This window comes from Bacillus sp. CD3-5 (assembly GCF_006349665.1).
Classification (GTDB): Bacteria; Bacillota; Bacilli; order Bacillales; family Bacillaceae_G; genus Bacillus_A; species Bacillus_A paranthracis.
This window is the reverse complement of record NZ_VEPX01000010.1, coordinates 145,145-162,388: the sequence shown is the minus strand read 5'-3', so window position 1 is coordinate 162,388 and position 17,244 is coordinate 145,145. Positions and strand designations below refer to the sequence as shown.

The 17,244-nt window shown below is 34.2% G+C and carries 22 protein-coding genes; 11 read left to right on the top strand and 11 right to left on the bottom strand.

Annotated features, from left to right (window positions below; genetic code table 11):
• Positions 1 to 97: 97 nt before the first annotated feature.
• Together FH036_RS19155 and FH036_RS19150 are read right to left on the bottom strand one after the other, a co-directional pair.
• Positions 98 to 445 (bottom strand): HNH endonuclease, encoded by a 348-nt coding sequence (locus tag FH036_RS19155; RefSeq protein ID WP_180358386.1) that lies wholly within the window; start codon positions 443 to 445, stop codon positions 98 to 100.
• A gap of 46 nt (positions 446 to 491) precedes the next feature.
• The gene (locus FH036_RS19150; protein WP_139896118.1) at positions 492 to 869 is read right to left on the bottom strand and encodes a hypothetical protein; all 378 of its coding nucleotides are present in this window, start codon (positions 867 to 869) and stop codon (positions 492 to 494) included.
• Positions 870 to 1,486: 617 nt separating this feature from the next.
• Between FH036_RS19150 and FH036_RS19145 the strand changes: the two genes are divergently transcribed.
• The 7 genes from FH036_RS19145 (at position 1,487) to FH036_RS19120 (ending at position 4,874) form a co-directional block, all read left to right on the top strand.
• Positions 1,487 to 2,815 (top strand): hypothetical protein, encoded by a 1,329-nt coding sequence (locus tag FH036_RS19145; RefSeq protein ID WP_139896117.1) that lies wholly within the window; start codon positions 1,487 to 1,489, stop codon positions 2,813 to 2,815.
• Between the two features lie 139 nt (positions 2,816 to 2,954).
• Complete coding sequence (locus FH036_RS19140; RefSeq protein ID WP_139896116.1) at positions 2,955 to 3,194, top strand: hypothetical protein; 240 nt, start codon at positions 2,955 to 2,957, stop codon at positions 3,192 to 3,194.
• 40 nt (positions 3,195 to 3,234) lie between these two features.
• A complete protein-coding gene (locus FH036_RS19135) occupies positions 3,235 to 3,504 on the top strand; it encodes a hypothetical protein (protein WP_139896115.1) in 270 nt (89 codons plus the stop codon).
• 91 nt (positions 3,505 to 3,595) lie between these two features.
• Positions 3,596 to 3,841: a helix-turn-helix domain-containing protein gene (locus FH036_RS19130; RefSeq protein WP_139896114.1), complete on the top strand. Its 246-nt coding sequence runs from the start codon at positions 3,596 to 3,598 to the stop codon at positions 3,839 to 3,841.
• A 191-nt stretch (positions 3,842 to 4,032) separates the two neighbouring features.
• A complete protein-coding gene (locus FH036_RS19125; protein ID WP_071715914.1) occupies positions 4,033 to 4,245 on the top strand; it encodes a hypothetical protein in 213 nt (70 codons plus the stop codon).
• A complete protein-coding gene (locus FH036_RS27185; protein ID WP_180358385.1) occupies positions 4,242 to 4,418 on the top strand; it encodes a hypothetical protein in 177 nt (58 codons plus the stop codon). The genes FH036_RS19125 and FH036_RS27185 overlap by 4 nt, the downstream gene beginning before the upstream one ends.
• A 240-nt stretch (positions 4,419 to 4,658) precedes the next feature.
• Complete coding sequence (locus tag FH036_RS19120; protein ID WP_139896113.1) at positions 4,659 to 4,874, top strand: hypothetical protein; 216 nt, start codon at positions 4,659 to 4,661, stop codon at positions 4,872 to 4,874.
• A 44-nt stretch (positions 4,875 to 4,918) separates the two neighbouring features.
• Here FH036_RS19120 and FH036_RS19115 read toward each other — a convergent pair whose 3' ends face one another.
• Positions 4,919 to 5,671, bottom strand: coding sequence for a hypothetical protein (locus FH036_RS19115; RefSeq protein ID WP_139896112.1), 753 nt, complete (start codon positions 5,669 to 5,671; stop codon positions 4,919 to 4,921).
• Positions 5,672 to 5,856: 185 nt separating this feature from the next.
• Here FH036_RS19115 and FH036_RS19110 point away from each other — a divergent pair, with 185 nt between their 5' ends.
• A complete protein-coding gene (locus FH036_RS19110; protein ID WP_139896111.1) occupies positions 5,857 to 7,149 on the top strand; it encodes a hypothetical protein in 1,293 nt (430 codons plus the stop codon).
• Positions 7,150 to 7,623: 474 nt separating this feature from the next.
• Here FH036_RS19110 and FH036_RS19105 read toward each other — a convergent pair whose 3' ends face one another.
• Both FH036_RS19105 and FH036_RS19100 read right to left on the bottom strand, forming a co-directional pair.
• Positions 7,624 to 7,911, bottom strand: a complete 288-nt coding sequence (locus FH036_RS19105; protein ID WP_138322295.1) for a hypothetical protein — start codon at positions 7,909 to 7,911, stop codon at positions 7,624 to 7,626.
• Between the two features lie 62 nt (positions 7,912 to 7,973).
• Positions 7,974 to 8,627, bottom strand: coding sequence for a hypothetical protein (locus tag FH036_RS19100; protein WP_138322296.1), 654 nt, complete (start codon positions 8,625 to 8,627; stop codon positions 7,974 to 7,976).
• 352 nt (positions 8,628 to 8,979) lie between these two features.
• Between FH036_RS19100 and FH036_RS19095 the strand changes: the two genes are divergently transcribed.
• Positions 8,980 to 9,501 (top strand): hypothetical protein, encoded by a 522-nt coding sequence (locus FH036_RS19095; RefSeq protein ID WP_241747730.1) that lies wholly within the window; start codon positions 8,980 to 8,982, stop codon positions 9,499 to 9,501.
• Positions 9,502 to 9,702: 201 nt separating this feature from the next.
• On the opposite strand, the gene FH036_RS19090 is transcribed toward FH036_RS19095, so the two are convergent.
• The 6 genes from FH036_RS19090 to FH036_RS19065 all read right to left on the bottom strand — a co-directional run bounded on the left by FH036_RS19090 (position 9,703) and on the right by FH036_RS19065 (position 12,065).
• Positions 9,703 to 10,248 carry a hypothetical protein gene (locus FH036_RS19090; protein WP_139896110.1) on the bottom strand — a complete coding sequence of 182 codons (546 nt, stop codon included), beginning with the start codon at positions 10,246 to 10,248 and terminating at the stop codon, positions 9,703 to 9,705.
• 234 nt (positions 10,249 to 10,482) lie between these two features.
• On the bottom strand, positions 10,483 to 10,752 hold the full coding sequence (locus tag FH036_RS19085) for a hypothetical protein (protein WP_139896109.1): 270 nt from the start codon (positions 10,750 to 10,752) through the stop codon (positions 10,483 to 10,485).
• Between the two features lie 18 nt (positions 10,753 to 10,770).
• Positions 10,771 to 11,130, bottom strand: coding sequence for a hypothetical protein (locus FH036_RS19080; RefSeq protein WP_139896108.1), 360 nt, complete (start codon positions 11,128 to 11,130; stop codon positions 10,771 to 10,773).
• A gap of 134 nt (positions 11,131 to 11,264) precedes the next feature.
• Positions 11,265 to 11,447, bottom strand: a complete 183-nt coding sequence (locus FH036_RS19075) for a DUF3976 domain-containing protein (RefSeq protein WP_001178301.1) — start codon at positions 11,445 to 11,447, stop codon at positions 11,265 to 11,267.
• A 28-nt stretch (positions 11,448 to 11,475) separates the two neighbouring features.
• Positions 11,476 to 11,853: a hypothetical protein gene (locus FH036_RS19070; protein WP_001109888.1), complete on the bottom strand. Its 378-nt coding sequence runs from the start codon at positions 11,851 to 11,853 to the stop codon at positions 11,476 to 11,478.
• 2 nt (positions 11,854 to 11,855) lie between these two features.
• Positions 11,856 to 12,065: a helix-turn-helix transcriptional regulator gene (locus FH036_RS19065; protein WP_000428510.1), complete on the bottom strand. Its 210-nt coding sequence runs from the start codon at positions 12,063 to 12,065 to the stop codon at positions 11,856 to 11,858.
• Between the two features lie 825 nt (positions 12,066 to 12,890).
• Between FH036_RS19065 and odhA the strand changes: the two genes are divergently transcribed.
• Positions 12,891 to 15,758, top strand: a complete 2,868-nt coding sequence (gene odhA / locus FH036_RS19060; protein WP_000197153.1) for a 2-oxoglutarate dehydrogenase E1 component — start codon at positions 12,891 to 12,893, stop codon at positions 15,756 to 15,758.
• A gap of 133 nt (positions 15,759 to 15,891) precedes the next feature.
• Positions 15,892 to 17,151, top strand: coding sequence for a 2-oxoglutarate dehydrogenase complex dihydrolipoyllysine-residue succinyltransferase (odhB, locus tag FH036_RS19055; RefSeq protein WP_000569915.1), 1,260 nt, complete (start codon positions 15,892 to 15,894; stop codon positions 17,149 to 17,151).
• The last annotated feature ends 93 nt before the right edge of the window (positions 17,152 to 17,244 follow it).

The following is a 17,244-nucleotide window of genomic DNA, read 5'->3' as shown; positions in this document are numbered from 1 at the left end:
GACGTTTAGGGAGAGTTGGTGTAAGAGAAGGTACAACTGGTCCTCTGCTCTTCTTAATTTTTCTTTCTAAAACATAACGGGGGTATATAAAAAACAACTATTTTTGTAGTTGCTTTAATTTCCTGTGTTTATATGAATGTTTCATATTTTCACTGTGTGTTACCCATTCAAGATTATCTACATTATTATTAATTCTGTTTAAATCAATATGATTAACAAAAGGTTTGTTATTCACGTTTGGTATATATGCTTGTGCAACCAATCTGTTAATCCGATATGCTTTCATCGGTTTGATAATCACATAATGATAACCATCTTTGTCGGTAAGTGGTTTCAAATGTCGTTCAATACCAGTAACAATGCTTATTGACTTAACATTTCCTTGTGGTGATATATAATATTTTCGTTTGGCACTCTGACCAAACTGTTTCCATTGTTCATTCATGGTAACTTCTCCTTTTAATAAAAATAAAAAGAGCCACCTAAGTGACTCAGTTGTACGTTGTTTCAATTGTGACTTTAAATTCGATTTTACCTGATTCATCAGACACGTTAGCAATTACGCTTAATCCGTCTTCTGTAGTATCAAGAGTTTCGTGAACTGATAAAGAACCATCTTTGTTATAAATGACACTCGTGTAAAAATCGTTAAATATGTACATGACTTCAACTTTTGGAATTGACTTCAAATTCTTTTCAATTAAACTCCCATGTTCTAAAGAAATGAAACTTTCATCTTTTTCGAATACACCATAATGACTATTTTTAAAGTGATTGTATAATTCATCAGGTGCAATTTCTTTGTATTCGTCATAAAGTTCCAGTAAACGTTCCATTGAATTTTGATACATTTCATGTGTGATTTTCATGATTATTTGTCCTTTCTTTTGAATATTAATATTCAATTTTGTTATCGTTTCAAAAAGTCACGCTTCATAACCTTCTAATATATATATACGTAGGTCGCCTATAAATTAAGGCGATTTCGACATCTTTTTTATTTTTTTGATGCTATTTGAAATGTAATACTATTATATTGAATGAATCGTATTCGTAAGGTGTCATTTGATATTTTGTTAAAATGATTTTTCTCTTCATTATATAAATCGAAAAAACAAAAACAACGTTGCTCCTGAGTGCGATAGCACGAAAGGAAAGCGGACAGCACGCTGTCCAAGACGATGTAACCATATTAAATCATTATTGTTATTCAAAACTTTGTGGAACAACTGGCGTTGTTCTTTTCTTCGGCACTTCGTACCTCAGAGCAATGTTGTTGTTTTACGTTCTCACAAATATACTATATTTACTTATAAGGAAAACTCAGCAAACCATTGGTATTAATGGTTCTTTGGTCAACGTTCTCACACTTTTGCCACCATTTTGTGCTAACGTTAATTATTTAAAGTTTCTGCTCGATTCATCCTTACAATTTGGTCTTTTTCAATACAATAGTATTATCAATTTTAAGGAGGAATCAGAGACAATGAATAATGATGTAACAAAAATTAAAGTAATAGATGCCATCTGTGGTGCTGGTAAAACATCATGGGCAATTCAAATGATAAACGACTCGGAGAAAGTGGACGGATTCGGTCAAACTTCCGATAAAAAATACATATACGTGACACCATTTCTTAAAGAAGTTAAACGTGTTAGCAATTCGACTAAAGCGGATTTCTTTCAACCGAATGCACAACAGGGTAAAGGTTCAAAAATCGAACATTTCAAAATGCTCGTGGAACTGGGGAAATCAATCGTTACAACTCATGAACTGTTCAAACGATTGGACGTGGAAACTTTAGAAGAGATTGAACAAGAAGGTTATACGTTAATTATGGATGAAGTAGCGAACGTGCTTGAAGCAATCAATATCAGTCAAAAAGAGATTGGGTATCTATTGAAATCGAATGTTATTGAAGTAGGTGAATTAGGAAAAGTTACTTGGTTAGATGAAGAATATGGAGAAGATAAAAATGATGATAGATTCCGTGATATTAAAATCATTGCGGAAAATGAAAATCTATTCATTCTACAGGAAAAAGCGTTTTATTGGACAATGAACATAAAAGCGTTTGAAGCATTTGATGAAGTATACATTTTAACGTATTTGTTCGATGGACAAGACCAAAGAAATTATTATGACATGCACAATGTTAAATATGAAAAATTCAGTGTGAGCAAAGTTGAAAATAGATATTCAATTGTGCCTTATGATAAATACAAAGAACCAAGGAAAGAAATGTATGATTTATTAAATGTATATGAAGATTATCAAAATGGTAAATCTATTAGCAAAATGAACTCCAATTATGACTCTCGAGAAAAATTGACAAGTAGACAAAAACGTAATCAACTATCATCCACATGGTTTGACAATGCTCCAGAAGAAGATTTGAAGCAATTAAAAAATAATGCCAACAATTATTTACGTAACATTTGTCCTACCGATAATAACAAAATCTTTTGGACAACCATAAAGAAATACGCTCCAGTGTTAAAAAATCCAAAATGCAAATTTAATAAAAAAGATGACCGCTCAAAGGATAATTATTTGCCATTCAATGCTAGAGCGACAAACGATTATGCTGATTGTGAATCAATGGTATATATGTTTAATCGCTTTATGAATCCGAATGATAGGCATTTTTTCACAACACGAAATGTACATGTAGATGAAGATTTGTTAGCGGTAAGTGATTTGATTCAATTCCTATTCCGTGGTTGCATTCGTAAAGGAAGACCGATGAATTGTTACATACCATCAGAAAGAATGAGAAACTTATTGAAAGATTGGGCGGAATACAAAATATAAAAGAAAGCGAACCATATTATTGGTTCGTTTTTTTGTTCTGTACTCATTTTGCATACAGGATTATTTCCTCTTGTCAGTAGGTTTCTAGAGTCATATAATGAAGTTATTAAATTACCAATATATGGAAGGTGAGATACAAATGAAACGACAAAGCGTGCATTCATGTATAGGAGCACTAACGACACTATTCTATGTACATAAGGACTCGGAAATGGGGATTAGGACTTTAGAAATGTATATAGAATGGGGTCTATTGAATGATACGAAACTACTAGCGGAGATATTTGAACAAACGAGAAGTTGTGATTTGCTAAATATAATACGATTGTTCGATAATTTGGCTGCTGAACAAATCGAGGACATTCTACGTGGTGTTTGATATAAACAGGCGAACCATTAAAGCGATGATTAATAAGTTAATGGCGGATTATTCGACTAACGATATACCAATGATACATGCGTATTTGAAATGGTATCTTGACCCAAACGAACAATACAATCTGATAGACGATTTAGAAATGACCGCTAAAATATTGAAAGAACGTAATGCTACATTTCTAATAGAATTGATTTCACAACATTATAGTGATGTGGCGGATTTCCTCGAAGAATTATGTAATGAGGAAGAATCATATAATGAAATTGATTACGAACAACCATATCAAATTGAATGGTCATTAGATGCTTAATTCCCAACATTGTTTCAAACAATGTTAGATTTACATTTTTAGAGGGTCGGAATGGCTTTCCGAACCCTTTTTATTTATAAGGAGTGATATTATGAATGACGAATATATAATGCAACCTATAGACAAACGTAAATGGGCTTACGACAATATTTTAACCACACCCGAAGCGTTAGAACTGCTTGGAATATCACGCTCGAGATTGTCACACCTGATTAAGAAAGGAAAGATTGTTCCTTTAAAAAAACAAGGTTGTACGTCCCTGTTCCTACGAGAAGATTTAGAAAAGAAATTGGAAGAATTGAAAATTTTGAGGGCTAAGTTCCAACCAAATAAATGATTGACCTAACCGGACGAATTTTCCGGTCTGCTATCTGTCACGTACAATTTACGTTTCAGACCGTCACAATTTTGTGGAGATGTATCAGATTCTCGATAGATGTCCCCAATTTTCGGGATATCTTTTGAAACAAAGATGTGTCCGATTTTCGGCACATCTTCAAATAACCAATTTCTAAAGGAGAAATACAAATGAAGGAGAAACCGAAATTAAAGAATATTTATAAACGAACTTTAGCAATTGAATTAATAAAAATGAATCACATGCTCCATCATACAATGCGGAATCGTTCAAATGAAAAATATCAAATATATGTATTCGTTGAAACGCCTGAGTTGATACGAGATATGTTAGAAATAAATAAACGAAATGATGAAATTTACGCCAAATTATTTAAAAAATGAAATCACGAATTGAAACGATACTACTATTCGTATCAGTGATAATAATGATGGCTTGGTTCGCTATGACCGTGTGGTGCGATTTGTTTCATAAAGATAGTGATACTATCAAAATTGAACAAGAACGTGAGGAACGTCGACTGCAACGTGAAGAATGGTTGAAGGATATGAAATGAAGGGTTTAATTTTAAATTAGACCATTTTGTTATTTCAAGGTGGGATTTGGGTTACTACCTTCAAGGTCATGAACGATTTGTTCAGTACCCTCTAAAACAGTCCCTACCTATAAGGTACTCGGTGATTTACCGAGTACCTATTTTAACACCGTAACAATAATACGGTGTTTGTTATTTTAGAATATTGAAGGAAATTATCACCATTTGTCGAATTAGATAAAATGAAAAGGAGTGATAAACATGAAAGAAATTAAAAGTTATTATAATCATATGCTGTCTCTCGACAATATAAACGAGCATTGGGAAATTAAACTTGTGAGATTGTCAGAAGGAAAATTCTTGGGCTCTGCTATGGATGTACAAAACAATTTGTATGTTTCTTGGACAAAATTAGAAGCGTCAACAGAAAAAGAAGCGTACGATAAAATGGTAGAATTATCAAAAGACAATCGATAACAAATAAAAAACACTCTCGTAGGAGTGTTTTTTTATTTTAAAAATTATACTATGAGTTCTTTGCTATAATGTATACTAATTTGGAATTTCCCTGCTTTTATTTCTCCAAGATTATAAGCTATATCTCTAATATTTCCGATATTTAATGGTATGTCTTTATCTTGAGGTTTTTTAAGAATATAACGAAATTCTTTTTGAAATTCAAAGAATTTGCGCTTATAAAGAAGCTTTCTTGCTGGATTTGATTCTACTTCTTCTAATGGTAGTGGATGACATTCAGTTTCATCATCATAATACTTAACTCTACCACGCATTCTGCTTAAATTCTGTCTTTCACAAGCTGCATCCATTCTCTCAATAAATCCATCCGTATCTGTAAAAATAATTAAATCTCTGCCAACAAATTGCTCTGATAATTTTCTTTCTAATTCCGGTTTCAAAGTTAGTATATTTTGTTCTTCATCTACATCAAAATCATTTTTTAAAGAAAGCATGACAAAACAGCATATTGGGCAATCTTTTAAATTGCTATGTGTTTGACGCATAATTCCTTTTTCAAAGTTCAGAGGAAATTCTTTTCCCTCTTCAGTAATGAAACAAAACTGGTCCTCTTGTGGATTCAATAATCGACTCCATACACCTTCCCTTTCATCACCAATACCCTTATCACTCTGTTTTTCTTCTAAATCTATAAAATAACTATTTCTAGCGAAATAAAAATTACCATCTAAAGTGCTTTCTACGAATTGCTTTTCTACACATTTCAATAATATAAAAATATCTTGTTTTTCATTCAAATAACATTCCTCCTATGTATGAATATTTAATTTATTCCATTATATCACAAATAACAGAATGTACGTTCCGCATTGTTGTGTATTTAATTTACATATAAAGAAATATTATGGTGAAAATGGCATGAGATATGTAATAGAATAATACGTGAGGATATTTACATATTAAAAAGAAATGAGTGTTAAAAATGAGATTGAGATTTTCAGATTGGTTAGACAATCAAGAAATAGAAAATGAAGCGAAAGATTTATTCGGTGAGGGTGTAAAATGTTATAAAGCATCAGCATATCGAGCCGCTCTTCTCTTTTCATATCTGGGTTTTCAAACTGTAATTAAACATCGAATGTTATCATCAAAAACACCAGAAGGATATGAAGATTCTCAATGGGGACACATCCAAAAAGAATTACAAAAAGATGATACCTGGGAAAAGAATATAATAAAAGTTATAAGAGATAAGAAAAAACCTGCATTTAAGTTATCTGAAGATTTATGTGAACAATATACATATTGGAAGAATCGAAGAAATGATTGTGCTCATGCAAAAGGAAACGCTATAGATTATCCACATGTAGAGAGTTTTTGGTTATTCATAGAATCCAATTTATCAAAATTTGTAGTTAATGGTGGAAAAGCACATATTGTTGAACAAATTAAAAATTACTTAAATCCATCTATTACTCCAAGCGGAACAGATGTTGGGCCGATTATAAAACAAGTTCCTTTTGCTGTAGAACTAATTGAATATAAGGATTTTTTAGAAGAATTACTAACAGTGACCAGAGGTTGGAAAAAAGGTCTTTCATTCATGGATACTTCTGAGATTTTGGTGTGGTCAGAACTTTTTACATTGCCTGAAGAGAGAAGCAAAATCCTTATTAATTTCTTAAAGGATAATCGTAGATTTACCTTTTTCCTCTTGAGAGAAAATCCAACCCTCGTTAAATATTTCCACAAAGAGCCTGAATTTCTACGGCTTTTATGGAAAAAGGATTTTTCAATTCCCGCAGATTATAAGATATTTATAATGATGATTCAAAATAATTTAATCCCAGAAGGACAATTAGAGGAATTATTTTTGCATATGTTTAATACAGTACCATCACACATATTTGGCGAAAGCCCTTTTTTTGATAAAATAGATGAAGTTCAAAAATTGATTTTGAAAGAAAAAGGATTCTTTGATAGTTTTTACAAACATGCTTTTGTGTCAAGAGAAATAAGGCTCAATTTTAATTGGGGTAATGATAATAAAGATTTAGTCTTGTATTACCTTGAGAATTTTGAACTAAATGAGACGATAGTAAACGCTTTAAATAGCGCTATAAACGCTCAATATCCTCCTAGACATTTAAGAGAAGCTTTAAAGTCTTTTTATCAGTCAAATAAAAGTCTTTGGGAAAAACATAAAGATATTTGCGATGAATTAGGGGAAACAATGCCTGATTGTCTAACGGAAATTTCTTTTGATTCTAAATAAAAAATTCTACTTTTTATATGTCCATTGTCTTAATTGATGATGGGCATTATTGTTCTAGGTTCTTCTTAAATATTGTTGTTAAAATCCCTTGTAGGGTGTCAATCAAATATGTATAATTGTGTTAATAGAGTTATCGGAAAAGTTGAATTATCAACAATTATACATATAATGATACCCCATATTCACTGCCAAACCTTGACAGGGTGGAGGTCGTGAGTTCGAGCCTCTCCGGGGTCATATCGGAAAAATAGCGTTCTATCAACTGATAGAACGCTATTTTTGTACAATGATTTAACTGACAGAATTGGCAGTTAGTTATAATAACCTCAGTATTGCTACGGTTTTCTTCAGTTAAATAACTTTAATTCTTCTAATTATGTATTAAATCTCAGACTTTTATTAGACATGAAAAATCCCCTCCAAGTAATCGTGTAATTCTTTTACACTTCCCACTTAAAAGGGGTACTATCAATTTTATATATTATTAGTAGTTACTTGTTTTTCCTTAATAGCCTTAATAATCGATCCGGTAGCAATTAAAAGAGTTCCCGCGATAAAGAATGCTGCGCTAAGTACAAAGAACGCTGTAAGTAGATTCGAGTTAATAATGTAATTGTACGCATCTCCGCCTACATAAACGTGTTTATTTAACTCACTATATTCACTAGCCATATAGTACCCTTCAATTTTATCAATTCCCTTATATAGCAGTACGGCTGAATGTACGTAAAAAATTACCGCCCAAAATATCCATTTTTTCATGATTGTATTTACTCCTACTATCCTATTTTATTATTTATTCCATGATTGAACTCATCCCATATTTATTCAACTGGAATAAGTTTAACTTGCTCTGCTGTCTTGATAATATCACCAGTGCCGGTAAAGAACGTATAATCGCCACGACCTACCGAACTATTGCCCAGAATGGTATTTACTGCTGCTGAACCACTCTTGCTATCGTATACAACAAAGTTACTACCACGACCTACTGCCGTAGCCTTATAACGACCAGCTGGGACATCTTTACCTACGATATATTCACCTGCACCTAGCATTCTAGGTTCTTCTTGCTTAGCCTTAACGCCATCTGTAAGCTTCTGTAGTTCGCTTGTCTTAGTTTGGATGTCCCCGTCCAACTTTCCTACTTCTCCCTTTTTAGCCTCTACATCTTTACCTAGTTTATCAACTTCTGATGTTAGTTGATTCTTATTAGCTACTAGAGCCAAAGTCTCTTCTACTTCAACTTTTTTGTCAGCAAGCTTCTTTTGCTCTGCATCAATACCTTCTTTGACTTTGCTCTTCGTATAACTTAATTCATTCTCTTTTTCTTCTGCTTTTGCTTTCGCCTCTTCATATGTAACCTTTTCTTTCTCAATAGCAACCTTGGCTCCACTAGCACCAATTGAATATGAAATTACTAATCCAACGATTACTGCTAAAGTAATCCATAACTTCTTTGACTTTACAATTTTCATAATTTATTCCTCCAATTAAATTTATTATATTAATATATCATATTTCCAAAACGTTTATAACTTAAAAAATGTAAGATTTTCAATATGATATTCCCCTAATTGCTCTCCCGTCTCGAATGGATTTTATGACCACTCTTACTACTATCTATATTGCAAGCACACCTCCCTATATACAAATTTTTTGTGTTCCGGCCACTAACATTCTATAGTTAATATAAATAAGTAATGTTATTATATTTTAATGGATAAAATTCCAAAACTTTCCATTATAATCACAACATAGAACTACACATAAGGAGCAACGGAACATGAAAAACTGGTAAATGATAATGAAACTTTACGAAATAAAATTATGGATGTAAAAAAGAAGGTTTCTTCCTTTTCGAATGAAGAAGCAACCGTAGCGAATAAAAATCTAACAAACGGAAACGTTATTTATCAAGCTGTATTAATGGATGATTTTCACAACATTCTACATAAAACAAACTTAAACCATACCAATAATGATTTGGCGGCACTCATTTCTACGAATAAATCAGCATCTGAAACCGAGATTATTAAGAAAGCTCGAGAGGGCATTAAAAGCATTGAGACATACACGTATCCAACTATACAAAGAATAGAAACAAACTTTAGTAAATATCCAAGTTCCTTTTCTGATAAAGAATTTAAATTAATCGGTGAATCTATCAATAATTTAAAATCGTCTCTTGAGAAGCAACTTAAGATGATGAAGCAATTTGACGGAAATACTGAGAACAGTGAACTAGATTATGAATATCTCTTAAAATCAGCTACAGAAGATTATAAAAAAGCTGAAACAAACATCGAAAAGCTTGAATCTTCTTGGAACATAGTATATACAAGCAAATAAAGTGAAACTTAATCACTCGTTAAAACCATATTTTTATAGATTGCATAAAAAAAGATGCCAGCACATGCTGACATCTTTTTTACTACGTTCAAATTCGCACTCTAACATGTTGTGAACATCATTCTTTTACAAGAACTAGATCACTTCCCACCAAACCTCTTCCCCAAGGACTCCGCATTGGCAAAAAACTTCTCCCTTCCATCAATCCGTATCCGTAGCACAAATGAACCACATTTTACGCTCCTTACTATCTAACACCATCCAAGTAACATCCCACGCAACATCATAAAACCAATCTGTCCAAGGGCGATAGCTTTCGAACACTTTAATATCTTCGTATCGATCTTGGAACATATATTGACATACATTGACTGCTAATTGCTTGGCGATAACTGGTCGTTCCTTAAATCCTTCATATGCTCCGCCCCACAAAATTTGAGCGGCAATGCTACCATCAAGCATGACTGCTAGCTGCTCTTTAAAACGAAACTTATATTTTTCTGACGTATGTATTTTTAACTCTTCTAAGTTATTGATTATGTCTAAAGAGTTGAAGATTCTTCTAAAGAATTGCTCGTGTCCCTCTTTCGAATTTGGTATTTCTTTGAAAAAATTTTCGTTATGTACTTTAAAACAGCTTATTATTGCGCCACCAATTACGTTTTGTTCCTTAAACGTGTTTATAAGTTTCTCAACAGATGAATCATTCGTTTCTATTTTTTCAAACGTACCCTCTTTCCATCTCATAACGCCCACTACTCTCTATTAAAAATTTGTTTCTTCATTATAAAGTGAAACTTTAATCAGTGGGGGTTTTCTTCATCCCCCACTGATTATTAGCCTTCACCAATCGGACTTTTATGGGCAGTTGATCCCCCACCTAACTCCTTTGCTTTCGCTGCATTTTGAGGTGGGGGTCTTACTGCCCATTAAAGTGGGATAAATAGCAAAATAAAACCCAGCAACTTTAAGATTGCTAGGTTATCTCTTATTTATATTCGAAAAAACAATCACAATTGCTCCAAGTACATAATGCCCCGCCACCATCCACATACTCCTCTCAAAAATCATCAATGATAACCAAAGCAATATATTAATAGCAGCAAATAATACATATAAAATGAAGTCTCTCTTTTGTAATGCTTCTCTATTCCTCAAAATATAAATGGCGCCGATTGGTGGAAGAATGAAGCAAAGGAAAAAAACAAACATTTTTCTTAACGACCATGGATATGAAGTTACTGTCTGCATATGAATCTCCTTTTCACTTTATAGTACCTTTAACATCGGTCTTACTACTCTATATTCGTCACTATAAGGCTCCTTTATGATTAAAGGTGAGTGAGGATTTTTTTCTTTTTCTATCATTGTAAATACTTCTGTTTTTTCGTTTAATATGTTGGATTCACTATTTTTAATAGTTTTTTTACTTGCTTCAATTTTCTTTGTTACTTCTCCGAGCCTTTGTCCAACTTTTTCAGCTTCAGCAGGTTCATTCGTTACATAGTATTCTTGCCCCTCCCATACTAACATAGGTGGCACTTGTTCTCGTTTGTTACATATTATATAAGTAGTACTAGCTACAAGTAATAGACATGTTAATAAAAAGAAGATAGTTTTTTTATTCATATACTATTCTCCCTATCCATCATTTTATTAAATTATATAATATCCATCATATGTGGTAAAAGGATTTAGTGGGAATTTTCGGATTTTAAACTATAAAGAAAAACCTTACTCAAGTAAGGTTACATTTTTACATTCTATAGTGACCGATTTATTAAAACGATCATGACGATAATCGCTATAAACATAACAACTAAACAGCCGATCATTTTATAAAAGCCTCTTTTCGTTAACGTCCCACCTTGCACGTCTTTACGAATAAATAAGAATACGGCTAAAAATAATACAAGCCCAATGCCAAAAGCATACATCATTTGCATATGTTAATCTTCCTTTCTCTCTTCCATCTTAATATCTTTTCGATAAAACAACAAATGAGATGAAAACTGTACTCATCGTAAGTGCCATTAGTATGTTCAATAGTTCAGTAGCAGATAGTGTAAGTATTTTTAAGTTTAAGCCGATAGAGAAAAGAAGATAATATGCTGTTAATGCAAAAAAGGTCACGAACATTCCTTTATAACGAATGAGCTTCATTCGCTCGTCTTTTTCTTTAAATTGCGGGTGTAAGTAACTTAGGCAGAAACTCATAATCATCATCCCAAGCAATGGATAAGTTGCTTCTGGCGGTGCAGAATGCGTCATTATACCTGTTAGTATCATAAATCCACTCATAAATAAAAAGATAATTCCCATGATAATGAAGTACTTTTGTGAATAGTTCATCTTTACTCCTCCCCTTCTTTTCCTTCATAAATAAATACATGTTCTATCGTTGTCTGAAATGTTTTTGCTATTTCAAATGCTAACGGAAGTGATGGATCGTATTTTCCCTTTTCAATTGAAATGATGGTTTGTCTGGAAACGCCTAGTTTCTCAGCCAATTTTTCTTGAGATAGTCCAAATTTTTTTCGGTATTCGACCATTTTATTTTCCAAGGAAATTTCTCCCTCCTTCCTTACACTGAGTATATATGTAAAGTAACCTTTACGTCAAGTTTCCTTTACATGTATTTTAGTTTGTTTCACTCTATTTATATAGAAGAAACTTTTTCAATTTCGGCACGTCTATTTTAAAGCGAAACATGGAACAATGGAACTAACCGTTACTATATCTCCACCTCTCTTTTTTTTAAATTTAATATCTCCATATTTGTTTTATCCTTTTAAAATATTTCATTTATCCCTTTATTCCCTGAAATGTGTTATTGGTTTTACGGTGTTTTTCGGCATATTTATAGAAACTAACTGTTTATGAAGCATTTTTTATGTTTAGCAACTTTTTTTGTAGAAATCCTTCATTTTCCTTTCAATATTTAACACTATCTAAATAAAGTTTACGATAAATTCATAATTTTTTATTTTTTATACTATATTCCGTTATATTGTTGTATAATATCAATGAAAGCGCTTATTATTTCAATATACATAATTCGAACTTATTTTTATCGAAACATTCTAACTATTATACTTATATTTACATGCAACAATTTTAGTTATTCGTATAGGTATACCAAATATATCCACCCTATTTTTCTGCAAAATTACTTTATAACATGAAAGATTAACTTGGGTGATAAGTTATTGTGAATGTTTTTTTACAAAACAGATAAGTAATAGTGTTTGGTATTATGTAAATTATTGTAATAACATAAGAGTAAAGAAAAACATTTACATTGATTATTGGTTCATCAATTATTGAAAAGAGCAAAATGCACCTTTTTGTATGGAAAAAGGATTATATGCATTGGGAGGTTTAAACAAATGACGAGGAAGAATACAACGACAAACCCTTGGGCCAAGTTCCACGGTCCGAACCTTGGTTATGTTATTGAACAGTATGATCTTTACGTAACTGGAGCAGGTTCTGTTGATCCGGAATTACAAGAGCTTTTTGAAATTTTTGGAGCTCCTTCGTTTCAAGATGATGTCGTAACAGGGGACAACACAGCAACACATTTTTCTCCTCAAAACACAGGTAACATTGAAAAAATTCTTAAAGTCGTTCAGCTTGTTGAACAGATTCGTTCTTTCGGGCATACGTTAGCTCACATCAATCCGATGGAAGATGCTGCAAATGGACAATCTCTTCTTGAGAAAGCAATGAACGAACTGAGCGACGCTGATTTGAAAGCGATTCCAGCAAAAACAGTATGGCAAGATGCACCAGAAGGTATTCACACTGCACTTGATGTAATTCATAGATTAAAAGAAGTGTATACACAAACTTTAGCTTATGAATTTTCTCATATACAAGATAGTGAAGAACGCGCGTGGTTGCATCAAATGGTGGAATCAAATTCATTGCGTCAACCACTATCAAATCAAAAACGAACTGCTCTTTTAAAACGTTTAACAGCTGTTGAAGGTTTCGAGCAATTCTTGCATAAAACATTCGTTGGGCAAAAGCGTTTCTCTATCGAGGGCGTTGATATGCTTGTACCCGTTCTAGATGAAATTGTGCTAGAAGGTGCTAAAAACGGCGTAGAAGATGTCATGATTGGTATGGCTCACCGCGGTCGCCTAAGCGTACTTGCACACGTATTAGAAAAACCATATAGTCACATGTTTGCTGAGTTCAAACATGCAAAAATAGAGGGCGCAGTAGCAAACTCTGGTTGGACTGGCGACGTAAAATACCATTTAGGTAGAGAACAAGTCGTTAGTAACGAAGAAGTTAGTACTCGCGTTACATTAGCAAATAACCCAAGTCACCTTGAGTTCGTGAATCCGGTTGTAGAAGGTTTCGCACGTGCGGCTCAAGAAAACCGTAAAAAATCTGGTCTTCCAGAACAAGATACTTCAAAATCATTCGTAATTTTAGTTCACGGTGATGCTGCATTCCCTGGTCAAGGTATTGTATCTGAGACACTCAACTTAAGCAGATTGAATGCATATCAAACAGGCGGAACAATTCATGTTATCGCAAACAATGCAGTCGGTTTTACGACTGATAGCTATGATTCTCGTTCTACGAAATATTCAAGTGACCTTGCAAAAGGTTTCGATATTCCGATTGTTCACGTGAACGCTGATGATCCGGAAGCTTGTCTTGCTGCTGCTAATCTTGCGATTCAATATCGCATGTTGTTCAAAAAAGATTTCTTAATCGATTTAATTGGTTACCGCCGCTACGGTCATAACGAAATGGATGATCCGGCAGTTACACAACCACAAGTGTACAAAAAGATTAAAAATCACCCAACTGTAAGAGCAATTTATGCAGATCAATTACAAGCTGCTGGTGTTCTAAATGCAGATGAAATTGAAACAATTACACAGTTTACGCAAGAGCAATTAAAATCTGACTATGCACAAGTACCGCCAGCTGATACGAGCGATGCAACAATTCACGTTAAAGTGCCAGATGTTGTTGCAAAGGGCATTCAGTCAATTGATACTGGTGTTGAGCTTGATTCACTTCGTGCAATTAATGAAGGTCTGCTATCTTGGCCAGAAGGCTTTAACGTATATCCGAAAGTGAAGAAAATTCTTGAGCGCCGTAAAGACGCTCTTGAAGAGAACGGTAAAATTGAATGGGCACTTGCTGAATCATTAGCATTCGCTTCTATTTTACAAGAAGGTACACCAATTCGTTTAACTGGTCAAGATTCACAGCGTGGTACATTCGCGCATCGTCACATCGTATTACACGATACGGATACAAATGAAACATATTCACCATTACATCGCTTACCAAACATTAACGCTTCATTCTCTGTTCATAACAGTCCGTTATCAGAAGCTGCTGTTGTTGGTTACGAGTATGGTTATAACGTATTCGCTCCAGAAACGCTTGTTATGTGGGAAGCGCAATATGGTGACTTCTCAAATACTGCGCAAGCATTATTTGATCAATATGTTTCAGCTGGAAGAGCAAAATGGGGTCAAAAATCTGGTTTAGTTCTTCTATTACCACACGGTTATGAAGGTCAAGGGCCAGAGCACTCTAGTGCACGTCCAGAGCGATTCTTACAGTTAGCTGCTGAGAACAACTGGACAGTTGCAAACTTAACGAGCGCGGCACAATACTTCCATATCCTGCGTCGTCAAGCATCTATCTTAGGAACAGAAGCTGTTCGACCATTAGTATTGATGACGCCGAAAAGTTTATTACGTCACCCACTTACGCTTTCAACTGCTAGTCAGTTAAGCGAAGGACGTTTCCAACCTGCTTTAGAACAAGAAAACCTTGGCATGAAACCAAACAAAGTAAAACGTCTTGTTTTAAGTACAGGTAAAATGGCGATTGACTTAGCAGCAGAAATCGAGTCTGGTAAGCACGAGTACAACTTAGATGAAATTCATATCGTTCGTATTGAACAGTTGTACCCATTCCCTGCTGAGAAAGTTCAATCTATTATTAAACGCTTTAAAAACTTAGAAGAAATTATTTGGGTTCAAGAAGAGCCTCGTAATATGGGCGCATGGCATTACATGGCTCCAATTCTGTTCGAACTAGCTGGAGATAAAGTGAAAACAGGTTACATCGGACGTCCAGATCGCTCTAGCCCATCTGGCGGCGATCCATTCGCTCACAAAGCTGAGCAAGAACTAATTGTTTCACACGCTTTAGATGTAAAGTATAACTTCCGTCAAGATAAACTAGAAATTGAAGTTTTCAGCAACTAAAAAGTAACAATGAAGATTTCTAGCTTGTTCCTTGGGCAGATATTCTGCCCAAGGTCAGGCTAACAAATGGAGATTACCGAAGACAAAAGAAGAAAAAACACACCGTTAGGCAAATAAGGGGAGGACATTTAAAATGATCGAAATTAAAGTACCTGAGCTTGCAGAATCTATTACTGAAGGAACTATCTCACAATGGCTTATCAACGTAGGCGACAAAGTTGAGAAAGGTGGCAGCGTTGTTGAGCTTGAAACTGATAAAGTCAATGTAGAAATCATTGCAGAAGATTCAGGTATTGTATCGAAGTTACTAGGCGAACCTGGGGATACAGTTGAAGTTGGCGCAACTATCGCAATTTTAGACGCAAACGGAGCACCAGTTGCAGTAAGTACACCTGCACCGTTGGCTGAGCAACCGAAACAAGAAACAGCTGAAGCACCAAAAGCTGCGGCACCAAGTGCTGAACAAACTGCAACTCTACAAGGTTTACCAAATACAAACCGTCCTATCGCATCACCAGCTGCTAGAAAAATGGCTCGTGAATTAGGAATCGACTTAAACGACGTACGTAGCACAGATCCACTTGGCCGTGTGAGACCACACGATGTACAAGCTCATGCTGCAGCACCAAAAGAAGCACCAGCTGCTCCAAAAAGTCCAGCTCCTGCTCCAGTTGCAAAAACTGAATTCGAAAAACCAGTTGAGCGCGTGAAAATGTCCCGCCGCCGTCAAACAATTGCAAAACGTCTTGTAGAAGTTCAACAAACATCTGCAATGTTAACAACATTTAACGAAGTTGATATGACTGCAATCATGGAATTACGTAAAGAGCGTAAAGATGCTTTCGAGAAAAAACATGATGTACGTCTTGGTTTCATGTCATTCTTCACAAAAGCAGTTGTTGCAGCATTAAAACAATTCCCATTATTAAATGCTGAAATTCAAGGCGACGAGCTTATCATTAAAAAATTCTATGATATCGGTATTGCAGTAGCAGCTCCAGATGGATTAGTTGTTCCAGTTGTACGCGATGCGAACCAATTAAACTTCGCTGAAATCGAAAGCGAAATTCGTGAATTAGGTAAAAAAGCACGTGATAACAAACTTTCATTAAAAGAACTACAAGGTGGTACATTTACAATTACAAACGGTGGTGTGTTCGGTTCTCTAATGTCAACACCGATCCTAAACAGCCCACAAGTTGGTATTTTAGGAATGCACAAAATTCAAGTACGTCCAGTTGCAATCGATAACGAACGTATGGAAAACCGCCCAATGATGTACATCGCTTTATCTTACGATCACCGTATTGTTGATGGTAAAGAAGCAGTTAGCTTCCTTGTTGCTGTTAAAGATATGCTTGAAGATCCAAAATCATTATTATTAGAAGGTTGATAGATTCATAATCTATTACAGGCTGTAGAATATATTATTCTACAGCTTTTTTTATTGCATTCATACGGGACAAATCGCATGACATAAGGTAAT